This is a genomic window from Citrobacter sp. RHBSTW-00570 (assembly GCF_013739755.1).
Taxonomy (GTDB): Bacteria; Pseudomonadota; Gammaproteobacteria; order Enterobacterales; family Enterobacteriaceae; genus Citrobacter; species Citrobacter braakii.
In genome coordinates this window covers 2850527-2868629 of record NZ_CP056399.1, presented here as the reverse complement: position 1 = coordinate 2868629, position 18103 = coordinate 2850527, and the positions used below count along the sequence as shown (strand labels likewise).

Sequence of the window (18103 nt, the reverse complement as noted above, 5' to 3'; positions counted from 1 at the left end):
GGATAAACGGTACTATTACGCCTGATGCAATATGGTCAAAACGGTACGTAGGTCGGTGACCGAAATTTGCCCAGGGGCAGAGGCTTTTTTCACCGCGCCAAAGGTTGCCGCTGAACCGAAAACCTCACCGGACAGACGTGAAATCACCCCTGTTTTGGCCATCGACATAGTAATGATCGGGCGATCGGCATAGCGTTCCTGCATTTCCAGCGTGGCGCCAAGCAGGGTCAATACATCCGTTTTGTTTTGCGGCATCAGGGCGATTTTCGGGATATCAGCGCCAAGCTCCTGCATTTTACGCAGGCGCAGGACAATCTCTTGTGCCGCTGGCGTCTTATGGAAATCATGATTCGACATAATGACGGCGACATTTTTTGCATGTGCATATTCGACGGTGGCTTTAATCAGTTCGTCACCGGTGAAAAGCTCCAGATCGATCATATCGACCAGACCGCTATCTATCGCCGCACGGTTTAGCGCAATATAGTTTTCGACAGCCAGCGCCTGTTCACCACCTTCTTTGGCACTACGGAAGGTGAACAGCAGCGGTTTGTCAGCTATCACCTCGCGGATGGCGCGTGCAGCTTCCAGTACGGCATCAACGGAGGACACCTCGGTGAAATGGTCAACGCGCCATTCCAGAATGTCGAAATCCGCCTCGCGATAGGCCAGCGCTTCGCTTTTTACCGTTGCGATGTCTTTACCCATCAGTGAGACAATGATCTTCGGCGCACCCTCGCCAATGACGAGGTTTTTTACGGTTACGGTTTTCATCGATTACCCTTTAAATATTTTACAAATGCTTGCCCATCAGGCTGCAAAACCCATAACCTGTTTCACATACTCAAGAGGGAAATCTTTCCCGGTCCAGAGTTTGAACTGTTCAGCCCCTTGCCATAACAACATGCCGTAACCATCAATCGTTTTGCAACCGGCAAGTTGTGCCTGTTGCAATAATTTGGTCATATGCGGGTTGTAGACGCATTCAGTCACCAGCAGATCCGGGCGTAGCAGGGAAACGTCGGTCACCAGAGATTCGTTCTCCAGCGGCTTCATTCCCACTTTCGTACCGTTGGTCAGAATATCCGCGCTGGCCAGTGCGTCCGCAAAAGCCTGTCGATCGTCGAGATCGATAACGGTGACCACGCAGTCGGTATTTTCATTAACACGTTTGGCGAATTCCTGTGCTTTGGCAAAGAACTCATCTTGACGGTTAAAGAGTTTGATTTCTTTGATGCCTTCAATCGCCGCCTGGGCGCCAATGGCCGTTGACGCGCCGCCTGCGCCCAACAGTACCATGGTTTTACCCCTGATATCGAAACCGCTTTCCTTGATGGCACGAATATGACCTGTACCATCAGTATTGTAGCCGCGCAGGTAACCATCATCATTGACGATAGTATTAATCGCGCCGACCAGTTTGGCTGCAGGCGTTAATTCATCAACATATTCACATGCCAGTTGCTTGTTGGGCATTGAGACTCCGGTACCGCGCATTTTTAAGGCCTTCAGCCCGGCAATCGCATTAGCAAACGTGGAGTTATCGACTTCAAATGCCATGTAGGTAAAAGGTAATCCCGCTTTTTCTAATGCCTTATTTTGCATTTCAGGCGACAGGCTGTGTCTGATAGGGTAGGCCATCAGACCAATCAGTTCATATTTTGCAGTTACGTCCATTTGATACTCCTTCTAAGCAATTTATTGAAAATAACGTTCGCCCAACCGCACATCATTTTTGGGAATATCAAATACGCGGTAGTAACGAATAAAGACGATGATGGCGGTGATGAAGGCCAGCAAAGCAAATGCGAGGTCCAGCAAAATGATGTACTGCAGGCCAATGTTTGAAAGGTATCCGGTGATTAATGGGATAATAAAGTTGGCTACGCCCCCCATCATCATATAAATACTGGTGACCTTGGCTTTGCTCCTGGGGAAAAACTCTGACATCACCGAAACGCCGAGCTGTAAAATACCGCCTGCGGCAGAAAACCCGATAAGAAATGAACCGGCGTTACACACCAATGGGGATGGATATAAATAGATAACCGCTGCGGTGAGGGTTGCCAGCCCGGCGTTAAATACATTCGCCCAAATGGGTCGAACCATTTTCTTGAGCAGTGCAGCAAAAATAAACACGCAGACCAGCGATCCCATACTGTAGTAAGAGATGGTTTTCAGCGCGTCGGCTTCTGCCATGCCGGCAAATGCCATCGCGTATTTCGGCATCCAGACTACGATGACGTAAAAGGTCGAAAATGCGGCCACCCCAAACATAACGGAGGCTACGCCTTCCAGCCAGAGCAGCGGTTTACTGTTCATCTGTGGTAGCTCTTTTGCAATGCCCGCATCCACCATCTGGCTGGGGAAGCGGCTTTTGAGCAGCATCAACGTTATGATGACGAACAGTATCCCCGGGATAATGACCGCATAGCCGTACCAGATATGGTTGAGCAGCATGGTGCTGACGACGATGGGGTAGATCATCTGCCCGAATGAGACCATCGCTTTAACCAGGATAACCGCTGACCCAGATGCCTTAGGGAAGCATTCCATCAATGCCGGATAGCCCCCTGTATCCAGGGCCGAGTTAGCGACGCCGACACAAACAGCGAGAATAAAGGCAATCATCAGATTCGGGCTGGCGGGAATGCCGAAGAAAAACAGCATGTACAGAATAGCACCTAACAGAATGATAGCCCGTCTACCAAATTTATCTGAGAGCACGCCAAAGAATAAAATACTCACCAGGCGACCAAGACCAATGCCGGAAATTAAATAGGCTATCCCAGCATTGTCGGTGGAGAATTTTTCTGCAAGAGAACTCATGTTTTGCGCCAGTGTAATGACGCTAATGCCGTGTAAAAAATAACTTAAATAAATACAGATTATCGCCAAAAGAAATGGCGTATTAAAGGTCTTATTTTGAGACATGTTCACAACTCCTTGCGGATTTTAAAATTGTTCTGTGCTCGTCGATATTGTTTAAATTGCGGCGACCTTGTGATTAATATACCGGGGTGCTGATATTGTGCCTACATAGCATGGCGTTTAAGTTACCAGGTATGTTGCATGCTCAACTGTGAAACTTAATTCTTTCAACCAACATTTTGCTGAAGTTTTAAAACCGCGACCAATTATTTTGCAGCGGGGGAGAACAATATTGCATCCGCGTTATTTTACGACCGTCGCCATGTTTAGTTGCTGCTTTGTCGTGATACGGCTGCGATAGCCAATAAACAATGATAACAGGAAGCCTACCGCGGCTATGCCGGTATCAAACCACATGATGTGAGCAATGCTGGTCTGCGAGAGTCTTGCCGTTATCAGTGGGATGGTGAAGGTCGCAATGCTGCCCGCGCTGTAGTAAATCCCGGTGGCTTTGCCCTTCGCATCGGGAAAGCGTGCGGCCATCAGCGTTAAACCGATTTGTACAACGCCTCCGGCTGAAGAGAAACCGATGACAAATGCGAAGACGATCACCATGTAGATCGACGGATGCAGGCAAACCATCAGCAAGGCGATAAATGAGATAAAGGTGTACAGCATTAACAGAGAGGTTGCGCGCCCCGTCTTTCGTGCCAGTGGCGCGGTGATCAACACACACAGTAGAGAACCGCAGGTGTAAATGCTTAACAGCTTGATCGATAAGGTGTAGGACATCCCAGCGACAAACTGTCCGTACTGTGCCAACCACTGGCTTATCAGATAAAATGTCGCCATGGCGATGTAGCCGTACAGAGTGTAACTGGCGAGATCGAGAAGAGAACAACGATGTTCAGATTGTATGCTTTTCTGTTCAACGGGTAATGCCTTGAGGGGGGCTTGATGCCCAGGATGGGCCGGGAATCGACAGCGAAACAAAAATATGCCATTGATTAGCATTACCGCGGCCGCCACAAGGAAGGACCAGCCAAACCAAAGTTCTGCCCACACCAGCAGACTGATAATCATCGGCAGCAGAAACTGACCGATGGAAACAAACGCTTTAATTAAGATATTAGCCGTGCCGGGAGAGCGGGGAAACGCCTCCATCAGGCTGGGGTAAGTTCCGGCGTCAAGAAAACTGTTTGCCATTCCGGCTAAAAATCCAAAAGCATAGGCAATATAAATGCTGTGAGTATTGATGATGCCTACAAAGAACAGCAGGTAGCAGACCATACCGAAAATAATAAACGGTCTACGGCCATAGCGATCGGAAAGCATGCCCGCCACCAATAACACGCTTAAACGGCCAATGCCGAGTGAGGAAATAACAATTGAGACGCCTGCGGCATCGGTGTGCCACTGTTGTTCCAGTGAAGACATATTGAGGCTCATCAGAATGACCCCCATGCCGTGTACCAGGTAATTAAAGTACAGCCCTATCGCAGTGGAGAAATAGGTATTTTTCATAATATGTTACTCAGCGAAAAGGCTAAATGAGTGTGGCGCTGCGGTCTCTTAACACAAACGCTCAAGGTCGTGGGCATACAGTTCAACAGCGGCCGATTGATAGATTTTCCAGTCGAGAAAATCATCGTGCTGATAAACCGCCTGAAAAGAGTTCAGATCGGGAAAGAAACGCATGGTGTTATTACCGATACGGTTATTTATTTTTTCGATAATGGCGTTAATTCTTAACTTTCGTCTGGCTTTCATTTCTGCACAAATGCGCGTGATGTCTTCCGGGATTTCCCTTTCACCATTCTCCCATTGTTGCCAGGCGGCAACATTGTGATCCCGCGAGATATACATAGCGCTTTCTTCTACCGTCATAGCAAAAATATGGCGGATAGCCTGGAGTTCTAATGCGTTCATTATTTGATCACCTCATAAAAGACGGTGGAATAGTAATAACATTGCTGTGGATATTTCGGCTTGAAGAGAGTCACAGTATCTTGTGCAATATTATTTGTTTATCAACGGGGAAGAGCGGAGCTGTGGTGCGGTAAGGGTGGTGGCGAGGCGCGCGAAGGACAAAAAAAAGCCCATCGTGGGAGATGGGCAAAGACTACACACAGCAATTCGTTGTTTCACTCAGGGGATTTCCATGCTTATAAATCAATGTGTTGATCTAAAGCCATGGGCTAATAGTAGGCATACTGATTTTTTACGTCGATCAGATTCATCTCAATAGTTTAAAAACTGTAAATAATTTGCGAAGCAAATGAGTATTTAAAGAAGGATAACGTTGGGTCTTATTCAGTAAGTGGGCGGAATTGATTAGCAATGTTAAACAATCAGGCGGCGGTGCCGCCTGACGTGGGATTACTTATTGCGTTCGATTTCAGCAATTTCTTCGAGGATTTCGTCGGGATCGCTACCTGGCGCAGGGGCTTCGTTTACCCAGGCGGAGAACAGACGCCAGGACACGGCCAGTACCACCGGGCCGATAAACAGACCAATCATGCCGAAGGCAATCAGTCCGCCGATGACCCCTGAGAGAATCAGGATCAGCGGCAAATCGGCCCCCATGCGAATCAGCATCGGGCGAATAACGTTATCCAGCGTTCCGACCACGCCGCTCCACACCAGCAGCACCGTGCCCCAGGTTGAATCGCCCGTCCAGTACAGCCAGATAATGGCCGGGACCAGCACCGGCAATGGTCCCAGTTGCACCAGACAAGACAGGATCATCAATACCGCCAGCAGCGTGGCGTACGGCACGCCGGTTACCGCCAGACCAATACCACCGAGCACTGCCTGCACCAGCGCGGTGACCACAACGCCTAATGCGACGGCGCGAATGGCTTGTGCTGCCAGCAGAATGGCGGCATCGCCACGTTTGGATGCCAGGCGACAAGCGAAGTGGCGAATACCTAACGCCACCTGTTCACCGCGCCAGTACAGCAGGGCGCTGAACAGCAGCATCAGACCACAGTGCATCATAAAGCGGCCAAGATGTGCAGCCTGGCCAACAAACCAGGTCGTCGTCGTGCCGATATAAGGACGAACCTTGGCCATGATGGCCGCGCCGCCCATATCCAGCAGACTGTGCCACGCGGCATACAATTTTGCGCCGACCAACGGAATACTGTTCAGCCACGCCAGATCCGGCAGGGTCATATCGCCTGCGGTTACGGCATGGATCAATGGTCCGCTGCCATCAACAATGCTATTGACCAGTAGCGCGATAGGAATGATGAACAACAGCACCAGCAGCAGGGTCATCACCAGCACGGCCAGCGAGCGACGGCCCCAGAGCAATTTTTGTAAGCGTAGCAGGATCGGCCAGGTCGCAATGACCACCGTCCCCGCCCATGCAAAACCGAGGATAAAGGGCTGAACAATCCAAAGACAGGCCACAATCATGACGGCTAAAAACAGCGCCGATAGCAGCACTTGTGCAATATCCTTGGGCTGGCGGAAATTTACCATAATTACTTTTCACCTTTGTCTTTGCGCCAGAACGTTGACGCGACGTGAACACTTAAATGACACCCTGTAATGATGAGCAATTTCAGCGGTTTTTAACAGGCGGATTCTGCCTGTAAATCTGCTGAGCGTATTAGAAAAAAATGTGATACAACAAACAAAGCAACACGCAAACGATTAAATTCACAACACAGACCGCAGGAAAGGGTCACTATAATGATTCCACAAATTTCTCAGGCGCCAGGTGTCGTTCAACTGGTGCTCAATTTTTTGCAGGCACTGGAGCAGCAAGGATTTACGGGCGATACGGCAACGAGCTATGCCGATCGTCTGACAATGTCGACGGATAACAGTATTTATCAGCTGCTTCCTGATGCTGTCGTATTCCCTCGTTCAACCGCAGATGTGGCGCTCATTGCTCGTCTGGCGGCGGAACCTCTTTTCTCTTCGTTGATTTTTACCCCACGCGGTGGCGGCACCGGGACCAACGGTCAGGCGCTGAATCAGGGCATTATTGTTGATATGTCCCGCTATATGAGCCGCATCATTGAAATCAATGTGCAGGAAGGTTGGGTGCGGGTTGAAGCCGGGGTGATAAAAGACCAGCTCAACCAGTTTCTGAAGCCTTACGGCTATTTCTTTGCCCCCGAGTTATCCACCAGTAACCGGGCAACGCTGGGTGGGATGATCAATACCGACGCATCCGGACAAGGCTCGTTGGTTTACGGTAAAACCTCCGATCACGTGCTGGGTATCCGCGCGGTGCTGATGGGCGGCGATATTCTTGATACCCAGCCAATGCCGGTCGAACTTGCCCAAACGCTGGGTAATAGCAACACCACTATTGGCCGCATCTACAAGACGGTTTATGAGCGTTGCCGCGACAACCGACAGCTGATCATTGATAAATTCCCGAAACTTAATCGCTTCCTGACTGGTTACGATCTGCGGCACGTCTTTAACGATGAGATGACCGAATTTGATTTAACCCGCATTCTTACTGGCTCTGAAGGTACGCTGGCGTTTATCACCGAAGCCCGTCTCGATATCACGCCGCTACCCAAAGTCAGACAACTGGTTAACGTTAAGTACGACTCTTTCGACTCGGCATTGCGTAATGCCCCGGTGATGGTGGAAGCGCGCGCGCTGTCGGTAGAAACCGTCGACTCCAAAGTGCTTAACCTGGCACGGGAAGATATTGTCTGGCACTCGGTAAGTGAATTGATTACCGATGTGGCGGATAAAGAGATGCTGGGTCTGAATATTGTGGAGTTTGCCGGTGACGATGAAGCATTGATTGATTCGCAAGTCAGCGCACTGTGCGAACGGCTGGATGGCTTAATCGCGCGTCAGGAAGCGGGCGTTATAGGCTGGCAGCTATGTACCGAGCTGGCAGGCGTCGAACGCATTTACGCGATGCGTAAAAAAGCCGTCGGTCTGCTGGGGAATGCGAAAGGGGCCGCGAAGCCGATTCCGTTTGCTGAAGATACCTGCGTTCCGCCGGAACATCTGGCTGACTATATTGCCGAGTTCCGCGCGCTGCTCGATAGCCACGGCCTGAGTTACGGCATGTTTGGTCACGTAGATGCAGGCGTGCTGCACGTCAGACCGGCGCTGGATATGTGCGACCCGCAGCAGGAAGTGCTGATGAAACGCATTTCTGACGATGTTGTCGCGCTGACGGCAAAATATGGCGGTCTGCTGTGGGGCGAGCACGGGAAAGGTTTTCGTGCAGAATATAGCCCGGCGTTCTTCGGTGAGGAATTGTATCGCGAACTGCGTAAAGTGAAATCGGTGTTTGATCCGCAAAACCGGCTCAATCCGGGCAAAATCTGTCCACCGGAGGATGTTGATGCGCCGATGATGAAAGTGGACGCGGTGAAGCGCGGAACGTATGACCGTCAGATCCCGCTGGCCGTACGCCAGGAGTGGCGTGGGGCGATGGAGTGTAACGGCAACGGGTTATGCTTTAACTTTGATGCGAAAAGCCCGATGTGTCCGTCGATGAAAATCAGCCTCAACCGTATCCATTCACCGAAAGGGCGAGCTACGCTGGTGCGTGAATGGCTGCGTCTGTTGGCAGATCGCGGGATTGACCCGCTACAGCTGGAAAAAGAGCTACCGGAAAAACGTGCCAGTTTACGTACGCTGATTGCCCGTACCCGCAATAGCTGGCATGCGCGCAAAGGCGAATACGATTTCTCGCACGAAGTGAAAGAGGCAATGTCGGGTTGTCTGGCGTGTAAAGCCTGTTCCACACAGTGTCCGATTAAAATCGATGTGCCGGAGTTCCGCTCACGCTTCCTGCAGTTGTATCACACGCGTTATCTGCGGCCGTTGCGCGATCACATGGTGGCGACCGTTGAGAGCTATGCGCCTTTAATGGCGCGGGCGCCCAACACGTTTAACTTCTTCATCAACCAGCCGCTGGTGCGTAATCTGGCTAAAAAGCACATCGGCATGGTCGACTTACCGCTGCTGTCTGCGCCGTCGCTTCAACGTCAGTTGGTTGGCCATCGTTCCGCCAATATGACGCTGGAACAGCTCGAATTACTCAGCCTTGAGCAAAAAGCCCGTACGGTGCTGGTGGTGCAGGATCCGTTCACCAGCTATTACGATGCACAGGTGGTGGCTGATTTTATACGTCTGGTTGAAAAGCTGGGTTTGCAGCCGGTACTGCTGCCGTTCTCGCCAAACGGCAAGGCCCAGCATATTAAGGGCTTTTTAAACCGTTTTGCTAAAACCGCAAAGAAAACATCTGAGTTTCTCAATCGGGTGGCGAAGCTGAATATTCCGATGGTGGGTGTCGATCCGGCGCTGGTGCTTTGCTATCGCGATGAATACAAACTGGCGCTCGGGGAACAGCGGGGCGATTTCCATGTGTTACTCGCCAACGAATGGTTATCGACAGTTGTGGAGTCACAGCCGCCAGTCGCTGTGGGCGGTGAACCGTGGTACTTCTTTGGACACTGTACCGAAGTGACGGCCCTGCCGGGCGCGCCTGCTCAGTGGGCGGCTATTTTTGCCCGCTTTGGTGCAAAGCTGGAGAACATCAGCGTAGGGTGCTGTGGTATGGCGGGCACCTATGGCCACGAAGTGAAGAATCATCAGAACTCACTGGGGATCTATGAGCTATCATGGCACCAGGCAATGCAACGATTGCCGCGTAACCGTTGTCTGGCTACCGGATACTCCTGTCGCAGTCAGGTTAAACGCGTTGAAGGCACGGGCGTTCGCCATCCATTACAGGCACTGCTGGAGATTATAGGATGATCTGGAAACGTGAAGTCACACTCGAAGCGCTCAACGCCATGGGTGAAGGAAATATGGTTGGGCTGCTTGATATTCGTTTTGTGCACATTGGCGATGACACGCTGGAAGCCACAATGCCGGTAGACCACCGTACTAAACAACCATTTGGTTTGCTGCACGGCGGCGCGTCTGTAGTGCTGGCTGAGAGCATTGGTTCGGTGGCTGGCTACCTGTGTACTCAGGGTGAGCAGAAAGTGGTGGGCCTGGAGGTCAACGCCAACCATATTCGCTCGGCGCGGGAAGGGCGCGTCAGAGGGGTATGTCGCGCGGTGCATACCGGCTCCCGTCATCAGGTATGGCAAATCGAAATCTTCGATGAGCAGGGACGATTGTGCTGCACGTCGCGTCTGACGACAGCAATTTTGTGATGCATATTGCTTTTGGTCATTATCTGCACAGGGAATGGTGTTATACTGTGCAGGTTTTGAACACAAGCGAGGATGATATGTCTACCCAATTAGACCCGGCCCAACTGGCAATAGAGTTTTTACGTCGTGATAAAACCGATCTTTCACCAGCTCAGTACCTGAAAAGACTGAAACAGTTAGAGCTGGAGTTCGCGGATTTATTGACGCTTTCTTCGACTGAACTAAAAGAAGAGATCTATTTTGCCTGGCGCATGGGCGTTCATTGATTCCGGTATGCTTATCGTAATGAAACCCCGACACGCGTTCGGGGTTATTTTTTGCGTTAAATCTCAATCACCACTTCATCTCACCAGTATTAACCTTCGCACTTAGCTCCAGAGAACTTGCGTCTGCAAGACCTGGCCATGCCGCGGTGATGGTTTTAATCACATAATCCGAACCTTTCTTCGCCCCTAACGCCTGCTCAAACGATTGCAGATAGTCCTGTGTGAAGCGAATCGCTTTATCGCCCGCAGGGCGTTCGCCGATGTAATGCCCCGGGACCACCTGGGTGGGTTGTAACTTCTGCATTTCGCCCAATACGCTACGCCACGCGCTACGCTGTTCTGCAGATTGCGTATCCGCCGTCCAGACGTGTATACCAGACGCCACGCCGGTACCGCCAATAATGGCACGGTTCGCCGGGATCCAGACATAGGCTGCATAATCATTAGGGTGGCGCAGCTCCAGCGTTTCACCATCAACCGTGAAATGCGTTTGCGTTGTTGCTTGCGGAACGGTGAGCGATGTTGGCGCACCATCCTTCATTTGCGGACCCCAGAATTGCAGTTTGGCCTCTTTGGTGGCACGGATATGGTCTACTACGTGCGGTGTTGCCAGGACTTTTACCTGTGGGAAGGCTTTGACGATAGGCTGCAGTCCGAAATAGAAATCCGGATCGCCGGAGGTGATCACGATGGCCTTTAGCGTTTTACCGCTGGCGCGAATCATCTGCACCAGCTGTTCACCATCTTTAGTACTGAACTGTGCGTCAAACAATATTGCTTCTTTCGGTCCTGAAACCAGCGTTGAAGAGACCGGGAAAATAGCCTTGTCCTGTGGATTGTAGACGTCCAACTGTAGCGTCGCGGCAAAGGATGAAGAGGCGAACAGAGGTAACAGCAGGGCCAGCGTTTTAACTTTCATGCCAGGTATCCTTGTGCAGGAAATTGTCTTTTGATAGTTCCTGTATTTTAAGGAAATTCGGATCTGTTAGAATTCCCTTATTAGGACATGCTGAGTTTCATAAAACGATCGGATGGGATGCAATGGACAGAGTGATGGCGGCAACGGTATTCAACCATATCTGTGATTTGGGCAGTCTGAGCGCCGCCGCGCGTGCGCTGGGGCTTTCCCGTCCGATGGTCAGTCGTTACCTCGACGAGATGGAGAAATGGGCGGGTGCAAGGCTTATCCATCGCTCGTCGCGCCGTCTGACAATCACGCCAGCGGGTGAAGAGGCATTAGTGAAAACGCGTTCTCTGGCGCAGCTTTCGCTGGATATTGGTGCCGCCAGCGCCGCGCAAACTCCCTCTGGCACGCTACGTGTGGCCTGTGCGCATTTTACAGCTATGCATATTTTAGCGCCGGTACTGCCCGCGTTTCTGACGAAGTATCCGCAACTGCGTATCGAGGTGGAGATCAATAATCAACCGGTAAGCCTCGTTGGAGAACGCATTGATGTGGCGATCCGTATAACGGAAAACCCTGAACCTGGAACTATCGCCCGTCGCCTTGGCGACTGTAAATCGGTACTGTGCGCGTCTGTAGAGTACCTGCATCAACATGGCACTCCTGAGACTATCGACGACCTTACGCGGCATAATTGTCTGTACTACAGCGGGTTTGCCGGAAAATCCTGGCACTTTCTGGATGCCCAGGGGCGGGCTGCCGCTGTTGCGATTAAAGGCAATTTGAGCGCCGGGATCTCTTCGTTGCTCTGTGAGTCGGCGTTGGCGGGAACGGGCATTGCGCTGGTGCCGGAACTGGAGGCGCGGGAAGGGCTGGCACAGGGAAAGCTGGTTAGACTCTTGCCCGAGCTTCAACCAAAAAGCCTGCCAATTTATGGTTTATATCTTTCGCGGGAGCATCAGCCTGCAGGACTGCGCCTGTTGCTGGACGCGCTCAGTGAAAAACAGCGCCTAATAATTGATTGAATACGCTTATAAAATAGTCAAATCGCAATTTGTGTTAAACAAAACATATCCGGAAGTGAGATTATTCTTATCGCCCCTTCAAGAGCTAAGCCATCGTGAGTGCCGGAGATAAGCGCCGGATGGGGCCGGAACCCTTAAGCCTGCCAGCAAGCAGCCTTAAGGGTTTTTTGTTGTCTTCACGTAGTGCCCGAACGGGATTGTACCTACTTGCCGTGAGTCTGCAGACCGATGTTGTCAAAAAATAGCCGTGGTGACATTTAAGTTTAAAGAATCATAACCGCTTTATATAGCACAGAGAATACAGAACAGACGCTTTGGTAAATCATTACTGTGTGCGCTGTTCTGGTCACCGTATCAGCTTGAAAATAATATAACCCCTGCCTACGGGCGAGTGAAAAATGGCAATGGGTGGTTAGCCAGCCGTTAACTTTTGTCCGTTCACCGCTCTGCGAATCTCATCTCTGATAACTCCCTGGTTAGGTATAGCCTGACAGAGGAAGTTACCCCTTCTATCACAGAAATAGTCATTTTCTATACATCTTTTGATTATCGACCTGTCTCGCCGATTGAAATTATTTAATCCATTATTAATCAATGCATTGAACAAAAAAATCCATCCCTGTTAACCCACGCAGCAGGGTCTATGCTTAGTAAAAGGGGTCAAAAAGGGCGATTAACCCGAATGCCCCTGCTGTTGAGGGGTTGAAGTGATAATCATTATCACTAACATGTTGTTATAGCTTGAAAGCTAGTGACTCGAGGTAACCCTATGGAATTGCATTCAGGAACATTTAACCCGGACGATTTTGCCTGGCGTGGTCTGACGTTAACGCCAGCGGCTGCGGCGCACATCCGCGAGCTGGTGGCAAAGCAACCCGACATGTTAGGCGTGCGTTTAGGCGTGAAGCAAACGGGATGCGCGGGATTTGGCTACGTGCTGGACACCGTTCGCCAGGCGGAAAAAGACGATCTGCTGTTTGAAACGGAGGGGGCCAGACTTTATGTACCGTTACAGGCGATGCCGTTCATCGACGGCACAGAAGTCGATTTCGTGCGCGAAGGATTAAATCAGCTATTTAAATTTCATAACCCGAAAGCCCAGAACGAATGCGGCTGTGGCGAAAGTTTTGGGGTATAGGCGGTACTATGTCTCGTAATACTGAAGCAACTGACGATGTCAACACCTGGGCTGGCGGGCACCTTAATTACAAAGAGGGCTTCTTCACCCATCTACAAACCGATGAGCTGGCAAAAGGGATCAACGAAGATGTCGTGCGCGCGATTTCGGCAAAACGTAATGAACCCGACTGGATGCTGGAATTTCGCCTGAATGCCTTTAAAGCGTGGCTAACCATGGAAGAGCCGCACTGGCTAAAAGCGCATTACGATAAGCTGAACTACCAGGAGTACAGTTATTACTCCGCGCCGTCCTGCGGTAATTGCGATGAAACCTGCGCGTCTGAGCCGGGCGCGGTGCAGCAAACGGGGGCGAATGCGTTTTTAAGTAAAGAAGTTGAGGACGCATTTGAGCAGCTTGGCGTGCCGGTCCGCGAAGGCAAAGAGGTGGCGGTTGATGCCATTTTTGACTCGGTGTCGGTGGCGACAACTTATCGCGATAAACTGGCGGAACAGGGCATTATTTTCTGTTCGTTTGGTGAGGCGATTCACGATCACCCTGAGCTGGTAAAACAATATCTGGGTACGGTTGTACCGGGTAATGACAATTTCTTTGCGGCGCTAAATGCGGCGGTGGCCTCCGACGGCACGTTTATTTATGTCCCGAAAGGTGTACGTTGCCCAATGGAACTGTCGACCTATTTCCGTATAAATGCGGAAAAAACCGGTCAGTTTGAACGCACCATTCTGGTTGCGGATGAGGGCAGTTACGTCAGCTATATCGAAGGCTGTTCAGCCCCGGTACGCGATAGCTACCAACTGCATGCCGCGGTGGTAGAAGTCATCATCCACAAAGATGCCGAAGTGAAATACTCGACGGTACAAAACTGGTTCCCTGGTGATGGTAACACCGGCGGCATTTTGAACTTCGTCACCAAGCGCGCTCTGTGCGAAGGCGAAAACAGCAAAATGTCGTGGACGCAGTCGGAAACCGGCTCGGCCATTACCTGGAAATACCCAAGCTGTATTCTGCGCGGCGACAACTCTATCGGCGAATTCTACTCCGTCGCGCTGACCAGTGGTTATCAGCAGGCCGATACCGGCACCAAGATGATCCACATCGGCAAGAACACCAAATCGACCATTATCTCGAAAGGGATCTCCGCGGGACACAGTCAAAACAGCTATCGCGGCTTAGTGAAGATCATGCCGACCGCAACCAACGCCCGCAACTATACCCAATGCGACTCGATGCTGATTGGCGCGGATTGTGGAGCGCACACCTTCCCGTATGTGGAGTGTCGTAACAACAGCGCCCAGCTTGAGCATGAAGCCACGACCTCGCGCATTGGTGAAGACCAACTGTTTTACTGTTTACAGCGCGGCATCAGCGAAGAGGATGCCATTTCGATGATCGTCAATGGTTTCTGTAAAGACGTGTTCTCTGAACTGCCGCTGGAATTTGCCGTGGAAGCGCAAAAACTTCTCGCCATAAGTCTTGAACACAGCGTCGGTTAAAATTTAAGGAAAGCACATGTTAAGCATTAAAAATTTACAGGTCAGTGTGGAAGATAAGGCGATCCTGCGTGGGCTGAGCCTGGATATTGGCCCCGGAGAGGTACACGCCATTATGGGGCCGAACGGTTCCGGGAAAAGTACGCTTTCCTCAACGCTCGCCGGGCGCGATGACTACGAAGTCACCGGCGGGACGGTAGAATTCAACGGTAAGGATTTACTGGAACTGTCACCCGAAGACCGGGCCGGTGAAGGGATCTTTATGGCATTTCAGTATCCGGTAGAAATCCCCGGCGTCAGTAATCAGTTTTTCCTGCAAACGGCACTGAATGCAGTGCGCAGCTACCGTGGCGAAGAGTCGCTGGACAGGTTTGACTTCCAGGATCTAATGGAAGAGAAAATCGCGTTATTGAAGATGCCGGAAGATTTGCTAACGCGTTCGGTCAACGTTGGTTTCTCCGGTGGTGAGAAAAAGCGTAATGACATTTTGCAAATGGCGGTGCTGGAACCTCAGCTGTGCATTCTTGATGAGTCGGACTCCGGGCTGGATATCGACGCGCTGAAAGTCGTTGCGGATGGCGTGAACTCGCTGCGCGACGGGCAACGTTCATTCATTATCGTCACCCACTATCAGCGCATCCTGGATTACATCAAACCCGATTATGTGCACGTTCTCTACCAGGGGCGAATTGTGAAATCCGGCGATTTCACGCTGGTCAAACAACTGGAGGAGCAAGGTTATGGCTGGCTTAGCGAACAGCAGTAACGTGCTGCAACAGTGGCATCATCTGTTTGAAACGCAAGGGGAGACGCGCTCGCACCACGCCCAACAGCACCTACAGCAGATGCTGCGTCTGGGACTGCCAACGCGTAAGCATGAGGACTGGAAATACACGCCGCTGGAAGGATTAACCAACAGCCAGTTTGTCAGTCATGTCACTGAGATAACGTCCGCCCAGTGTGAAGCGTTAGCGCCAGCTATTGATGCTGTCCGCCTGGTGTTTGTTGACGGGCAATTCTGTCCAACGCTCAGCGACAGCGCAGAAGGTAGCGGGTTTAACATTACCGTTGATGATGTGCGCCAGTCGCTACCGGCGGCTATCCAACCGGAAGTCTTTCTGCACCTGACCGAAAGCCTCTCCCGCAGCGTAACGCACATTCAGGTGAGGCGTAACCAGCGACCGGCAAAACCGTTGCTGCTGCTGCACATTACCCAGGGGCTGGCGGGCGATGAGGTGAATACGGCGCACTATCGCCACCATCTGGACCTGGCAGAAGGAGCAGAAGCCACCGTCATTGAACAGTATGTCAGCCTCAGCGAATATCGCCATTTTACCGGTGCACGATTAACGATGAACGTCGCGGCAAACGCACACTTGCGCCACATCAAACTGGCGTTTGAGAATCCGCTCAGCCACCACTTCGCGCATAATGATATTCAGTTGGGCGCTGATGCCACGGCCGCCAGCCACAGCTTTTTACTCGGTGATGCGGTGTTGCGCCATAACACCAGCACCCAGCTTAACGGCGAAAACACCACGCTTCGGCTTAACAGCCTGGCGATGCCGGTGAAAAATGAAGTCTGCGATACCCGCACCTGGCTTGCGCACAACAAGGGATATTGCAACAGTCGACAACAGCATAAAACGATTGTCAGCGATAAGGGGCGGGCGGTATTCAATGGCCTGATCAACGTCGCTCAGCACGCCATTAAAACCGACGGTCAGATGACCAACAATAATTTGCTGCTCGGAAAACTGGCGGAAGTGGATACCAAACCGCAGCTTGAAATTTATGCCGACGACGTGAAATGCAGCCACGGGGCGACGGTAGGGCGGATCGATGACGAGCAGATGTTCTATCTGCGTTCGCGCGGGATCGGCCAGCAGGATGCCCAACAAATGATTCTCTATGCGTTTGCCGCTGAGCTGACTGAAGCCCTGGGCGAGGAAACGCTGAAACAACAGGTCCTGGCACGGATCGCCCAACGCTTGCCGGGAGGCGTAGCATGACATTTCCCATTGAAAAAGTGCGGGCTGATTTTCCGGTCCTGACGCGTGAAGTGAACGGTTTACCGTTGGCGTATCTGGATAGCGCCGCCAGCGCGCAAAAGCCCAACCAGGTGATTGATGCCGAAGCCGAGTTTTACCGTCACGGCTATGCCGCGGTCCACCGCGGGATCCATACGCTGAGCGCGCAGGCCACGGAAAAAATGGAGAATGTACGCAAGCTCGCCTCGCTGTTTATCAACGCCCGTTCAGCTGAAGAACTGGTGTTTGTTCGCGGCACAACGGAAGGTATTAACCTGGTAGCTAACAGCTGGGGCGGCAGCAATGTGCGGGTGGGCGATAACATTATCATCAGCGAAATGGAGCACCACGCCAATATTGTGCCCTGGCAGATGTTGTGCGCCCGCGTAGGTGCAGAACTGCGCGTTATTCCGCTCAATACAGAGGGGACGTTGCAACTGGAAACGCTGCCGACGCTGTTTGACGATCGCACGAAACTGCTGGCGATTACCCATGTGTCTAACGTGCTGGGCACGGAAAACCCATTGGTTGAGATGATTGAGCTGGCGCATCAATACGGCGCGAAAGTGCTGGTGGATGGCGCACAGGCAGTTATGCATCATCAGGTTGATGTGCAGGCGCTGGATTGCGACTTCTATGTTTTCTCTGGGCACAAGCTCTACGGGCCAACCGGTATTGGCGTTCTGTATGCCAGAGAGTCGTTGCTGCAGGAGATGCCGCCGTGGGAAGGCGGTGGATCGATGATTGCGACGGTGAGCCTGAGCCAGGGAACGACGTGGGCCAAAGCCCCCTGGCGGTTTGAAGCCGGAACGCCAAACACCGGGGGGATTATTGGACTCGGCGCGGCTATTGAATATGTATCCGCGCTGGGGCTTACTGAAATCAGCGAATATGAACAATTCCTGATGCGCTATGCGCTGGAACAGCTGGCGGATGTGCCTGATTTGACGCTCTACGGGCCGGATAATCGTCTGGGGGTGATTGCGTTTAACCTCGGCAAACATCATGCCTATGATGTCGGGAGTTTTCTTGATAACTATGGCATCGCCGTGCGGACAGGGCATCACTGCGCTATGCCGCTGATGGCCTACTATAACGTTCCTGCGATGTGCCGGGCGTCGATTGCCATGTACAACACCCACGAAGAAGTGGATCGCCTGGTAACGGGCCTCAAGCGTATTCATCACTTACTGGGATAACAGGGAGGCGT

At 51.6% G+C, this 18103-nt stretch carries 16 protein-coding genes and 1 other RNA gene; 9 read left to right on the top strand and 8 right to left on the bottom strand.

Going from position 1 to position 18103, the window contains the following annotated elements; genetic code table 11:
- Positions 1-15: 15 nt before the first annotated feature.
- The 7 genes from aroD to ydiK all read right to left on the bottom strand — a co-directional run bounded on the left by aroD (position 16) and on the right by ydiK (position 6360).
- A complete protein-coding gene (aroD, locus tag HV237_RS13655; RefSeq protein ID WP_047358872.1) occupies positions 16-774 on the bottom strand; it encodes a type I 3-dehydroquinate dehydratase in 759 nt (252 codons plus the stop codon).
- Between the two features lie 36 nt (positions 775-810).
- A complete protein-coding gene (gene ydiB / locus HV237_RS13650; RefSeq protein WP_016156358.1) occupies positions 811-1677 on the bottom strand; it encodes a quinate/shikimate dehydrogenase in 867 nt (288 codons plus the stop codon).
- 21 nt (positions 1678-1698) lie between these two features.
- Complete coding sequence (locus HV237_RS13645; RefSeq protein ID WP_047358871.1) at positions 1699-2934, bottom strand: MFS transporter; 1236 nt, start codon at positions 2932-2934, stop codon at positions 1699-1701.
- Positions 2935-3174: 240 nt separating this feature from the next.
- Complete coding sequence (locus HV237_RS13640) at positions 3175-4395, bottom strand: MFS transporter (RefSeq protein WP_047358870.1); 1221 nt, start codon at positions 4393-4395, stop codon at positions 3175-3177.
- 48 nt (positions 4396-4443) lie between these two features.
- On the bottom strand, positions 4444-4800 hold the full coding sequence (locus HV237_RS13635; protein WP_019076677.1) for a YdiL family protein: 357 nt from the start codon (positions 4798-4800) through the stop codon (positions 4444-4446).
- Positions 4801-4958: 158 nt separating this feature from the next.
- An RNA gene (rprA, locus tag HV237_RS13630) (antisense sRNA RprA) lies at positions 4959-5066 on the bottom strand.
- Between the two features lie 184 nt (positions 5067-5250).
- The gene (ydiK, locus tag HV237_RS13625; RefSeq protein WP_016156362.1) at positions 5251-6360 is read right to left on the bottom strand and encodes an AI-2E family transporter YdiK; all 1110 of its coding nucleotides are present in this window, start codon (positions 6358-6360) and stop codon (positions 5251-5253) included.
- Positions 6361-6573: 213 nt separating this feature from the next.
- Here ydiK and HV237_RS13620 point away from each other — a divergent pair, with 213 nt between their 5' ends.
- From HV237_RS13620 to HV237_RS13610, 3 genes are all read left to right on the top strand, one after another.
- Positions 6574-9630, top strand: coding sequence for an FAD-binding and (Fe-S)-binding domain-containing protein (locus HV237_RS13620; RefSeq protein WP_047358869.1), 3057 nt, complete (start codon positions 6574-6576; stop codon positions 9628-9630).
- On the top strand, positions 9627-10037 hold the full coding sequence (gene menI / locus HV237_RS13615) for a 1,4-dihydroxy-2-naphthoyl-CoA hydrolase (RefSeq protein WP_016152900.1): 411 nt from the start codon (positions 9627-9629) through the stop codon (positions 10035-10037). The genes HV237_RS13620 and menI overlap by 4 nt, the downstream gene beginning before the upstream one ends.
- Positions 10038-10114: 77 nt before the next feature.
- Positions 10115-10303 carry a YdiH family protein gene (locus HV237_RS13610; protein WP_029139522.1) on the top strand — a complete coding sequence of 63 codons (189 nt, stop codon included), beginning with the start codon at positions 10115-10117 and terminating at the stop codon, positions 10301-10303.
- Positions 10304-10370: 67 nt separating this feature from the next.
- Here the strand turns inward: HV237_RS13610 and HV237_RS13605 are convergent, their stop codons facing one another.
- Positions 10371-11222, bottom strand: coding sequence for a Vmh family MBL fold metallo-hydrolase (locus HV237_RS13605; protein ID WP_047358868.1), 852 nt, complete (start codon positions 11220-11222; stop codon positions 10371-10373).
- Between the two features lie 122 nt (positions 11223-11344).
- Between HV237_RS13605 and HV237_RS13600 the strand changes: the two genes are divergently transcribed.
- The 6 genes from HV237_RS13600 (at position 11345) to sufS (ending at position 18092) form a co-directional block, all read left to right on the top strand.
- Positions 11345-12232, top strand: a complete 888-nt coding sequence (locus HV237_RS13600) for a LysR family transcriptional regulator (protein ID WP_029139523.1) — start codon at positions 11345-11347, stop codon at positions 12230-12232.
- Between the two features lie 769 nt (positions 12233-13001).
- Entirely contained in the window at positions 13002-13370 is a 369-nt protein-coding gene (gene sufA / locus HV237_RS13595) for a Fe-S cluster assembly scaffold SufA (protein WP_016152905.1), read from the top strand.
- A gap of 8 nt (positions 13371-13378) precedes the next feature.
- Positions 13379-14866, top strand: a complete 1488-nt coding sequence (gene sufB, locus HV237_RS13590) for a Fe-S cluster assembly protein SufB (protein ID WP_016152906.1) — start codon at positions 13379-13381, stop codon at positions 14864-14866.
- 16 nt (positions 14867-14882) lie between these two features.
- Positions 14883-15629, top strand: a complete 747-nt coding sequence (gene sufC / locus HV237_RS13585) for a Fe-S cluster assembly ATPase SufC (RefSeq protein ID WP_047358867.1) — start codon at positions 14883-14885, stop codon at positions 15627-15629.
- On the top strand, positions 15604-16875 hold the full coding sequence (gene sufD, locus HV237_RS13580) for a Fe-S cluster assembly protein SufD (RefSeq protein ID WP_047358866.1): 1272 nt from the start codon (positions 15604-15606) through the stop codon (positions 16873-16875). The genes sufC and sufD overlap by 26 nt, the downstream gene beginning before the upstream one ends.
- Positions 16872-18092 (top strand): cysteine desulfurase SufS, encoded by a 1221-nt coding sequence (sufS, locus tag HV237_RS13575; RefSeq protein WP_047358865.1) that lies wholly within the window; start codon positions 16872-16874, stop codon positions 18090-18092. The genes sufD and sufS overlap by 4 nt, the downstream gene beginning before the upstream one ends.
- Positions 18093-18103 lie beyond the last annotated feature (11 nt).

Excerpts from the sequence above, each read along its gene's own strand:
- sufB (WP_016152906.1), top strand. The coding sequence starts at position 13,379 with ATGTCTCGTAATACTGAAGCAACTGACGATGTCAACACCTGGGCTGGC.
- HV237_RS13600 (WP_029139523.1), top strand. The coding sequence starts at position 11,345 with ATGGACAGAGTGATGGCGGCAACGGTATTCAACCATATCTGTGATTTG.
- HV237_RS13610 (WP_029139522.1), top strand. The coding sequence starts at position 10,115 with ATGTCTACCCAATTAGACCCGGCCCAACTGGCAATAGAGTTTTTACGT.
- ydiB (WP_016156358.1), bottom strand. The coding sequence starts at position 1,677 with ATGGACGTAACTGCAAAATATGAACTGATTGGTCTGATGGCCTACCCT.
- HV237_RS13605 (WP_047358868.1), bottom strand. The coding sequence starts at position 11,222 with ATGAAAGTTAAAACGCTGGCCCTGCTGTTACCTCTGTTCGCCTCTTCA.
- HV237_RS13640 (WP_047358870.1), bottom strand. The coding sequence starts at position 4,395 with ATGAAAAATACCTATTTCTCCACTGCGATAGGGCTGTACTTTAATTAC.
- ydiK (WP_016156362.1), bottom strand. The coding sequence starts at position 6,360 with ATGGTAAATTTCCGCCAGCCCAAGGATATTGCACAAGTGCTGCTATCG.
- sufC (WP_047358867.1), top strand. The coding sequence starts at position 14,883 with ATGTTAAGCATTAAAAATTTACAGGTCAGTGTGGAAGATAAGGCGATC.
- sufA (WP_016152905.1), top strand. The coding sequence starts at position 13,002 with ATGGAATTGCATTCAGGAACATTTAACCCGGACGATTTTGCCTGGCGT.
- sufS (WP_047358865.1), top strand. The coding sequence starts at position 16,872 with ATGACATTTCCCATTGAAAAAGTGCGGGCTGATTTTCCGGTCCTGACG.
- sufD (WP_047358866.1), top strand. The coding sequence starts at position 15,604 with ATGGCTGGCTTAGCGAACAGCAGTAACGTGCTGCAACAGTGGCATCAT.
- menI (WP_016152900.1), top strand. The coding sequence starts at position 9,627 with ATGATCTGGAAACGTGAAGTCACACTCGAAGCGCTCAACGCCATGGGT.
- HV237_RS13620 (WP_047358869.1), top strand. The coding sequence starts at position 6,574 with ATGATTCCACAAATTTCTCAGGCGCCAGGTGTCGTTCAACTGGTGCTC.
- aroD (WP_047358872.1), bottom strand. The coding sequence starts at position 774 with ATGAAAACCGTAACCGTAAAAAACCTCGTCATTGGCGAGGGTGCGCCG.
- HV237_RS13645 (WP_047358871.1), bottom strand. The coding sequence starts at position 2,934 with ATGTCTCAAAATAAGACCTTTAATACGCCATTTCTTTTGGCGATAATC.
- HV237_RS13635 (WP_019076677.1), bottom strand. The coding sequence starts at position 4,800 with ATGAACGCATTAGAACTCCAGGCTATCCGCCATATTTTTGCTATGACG.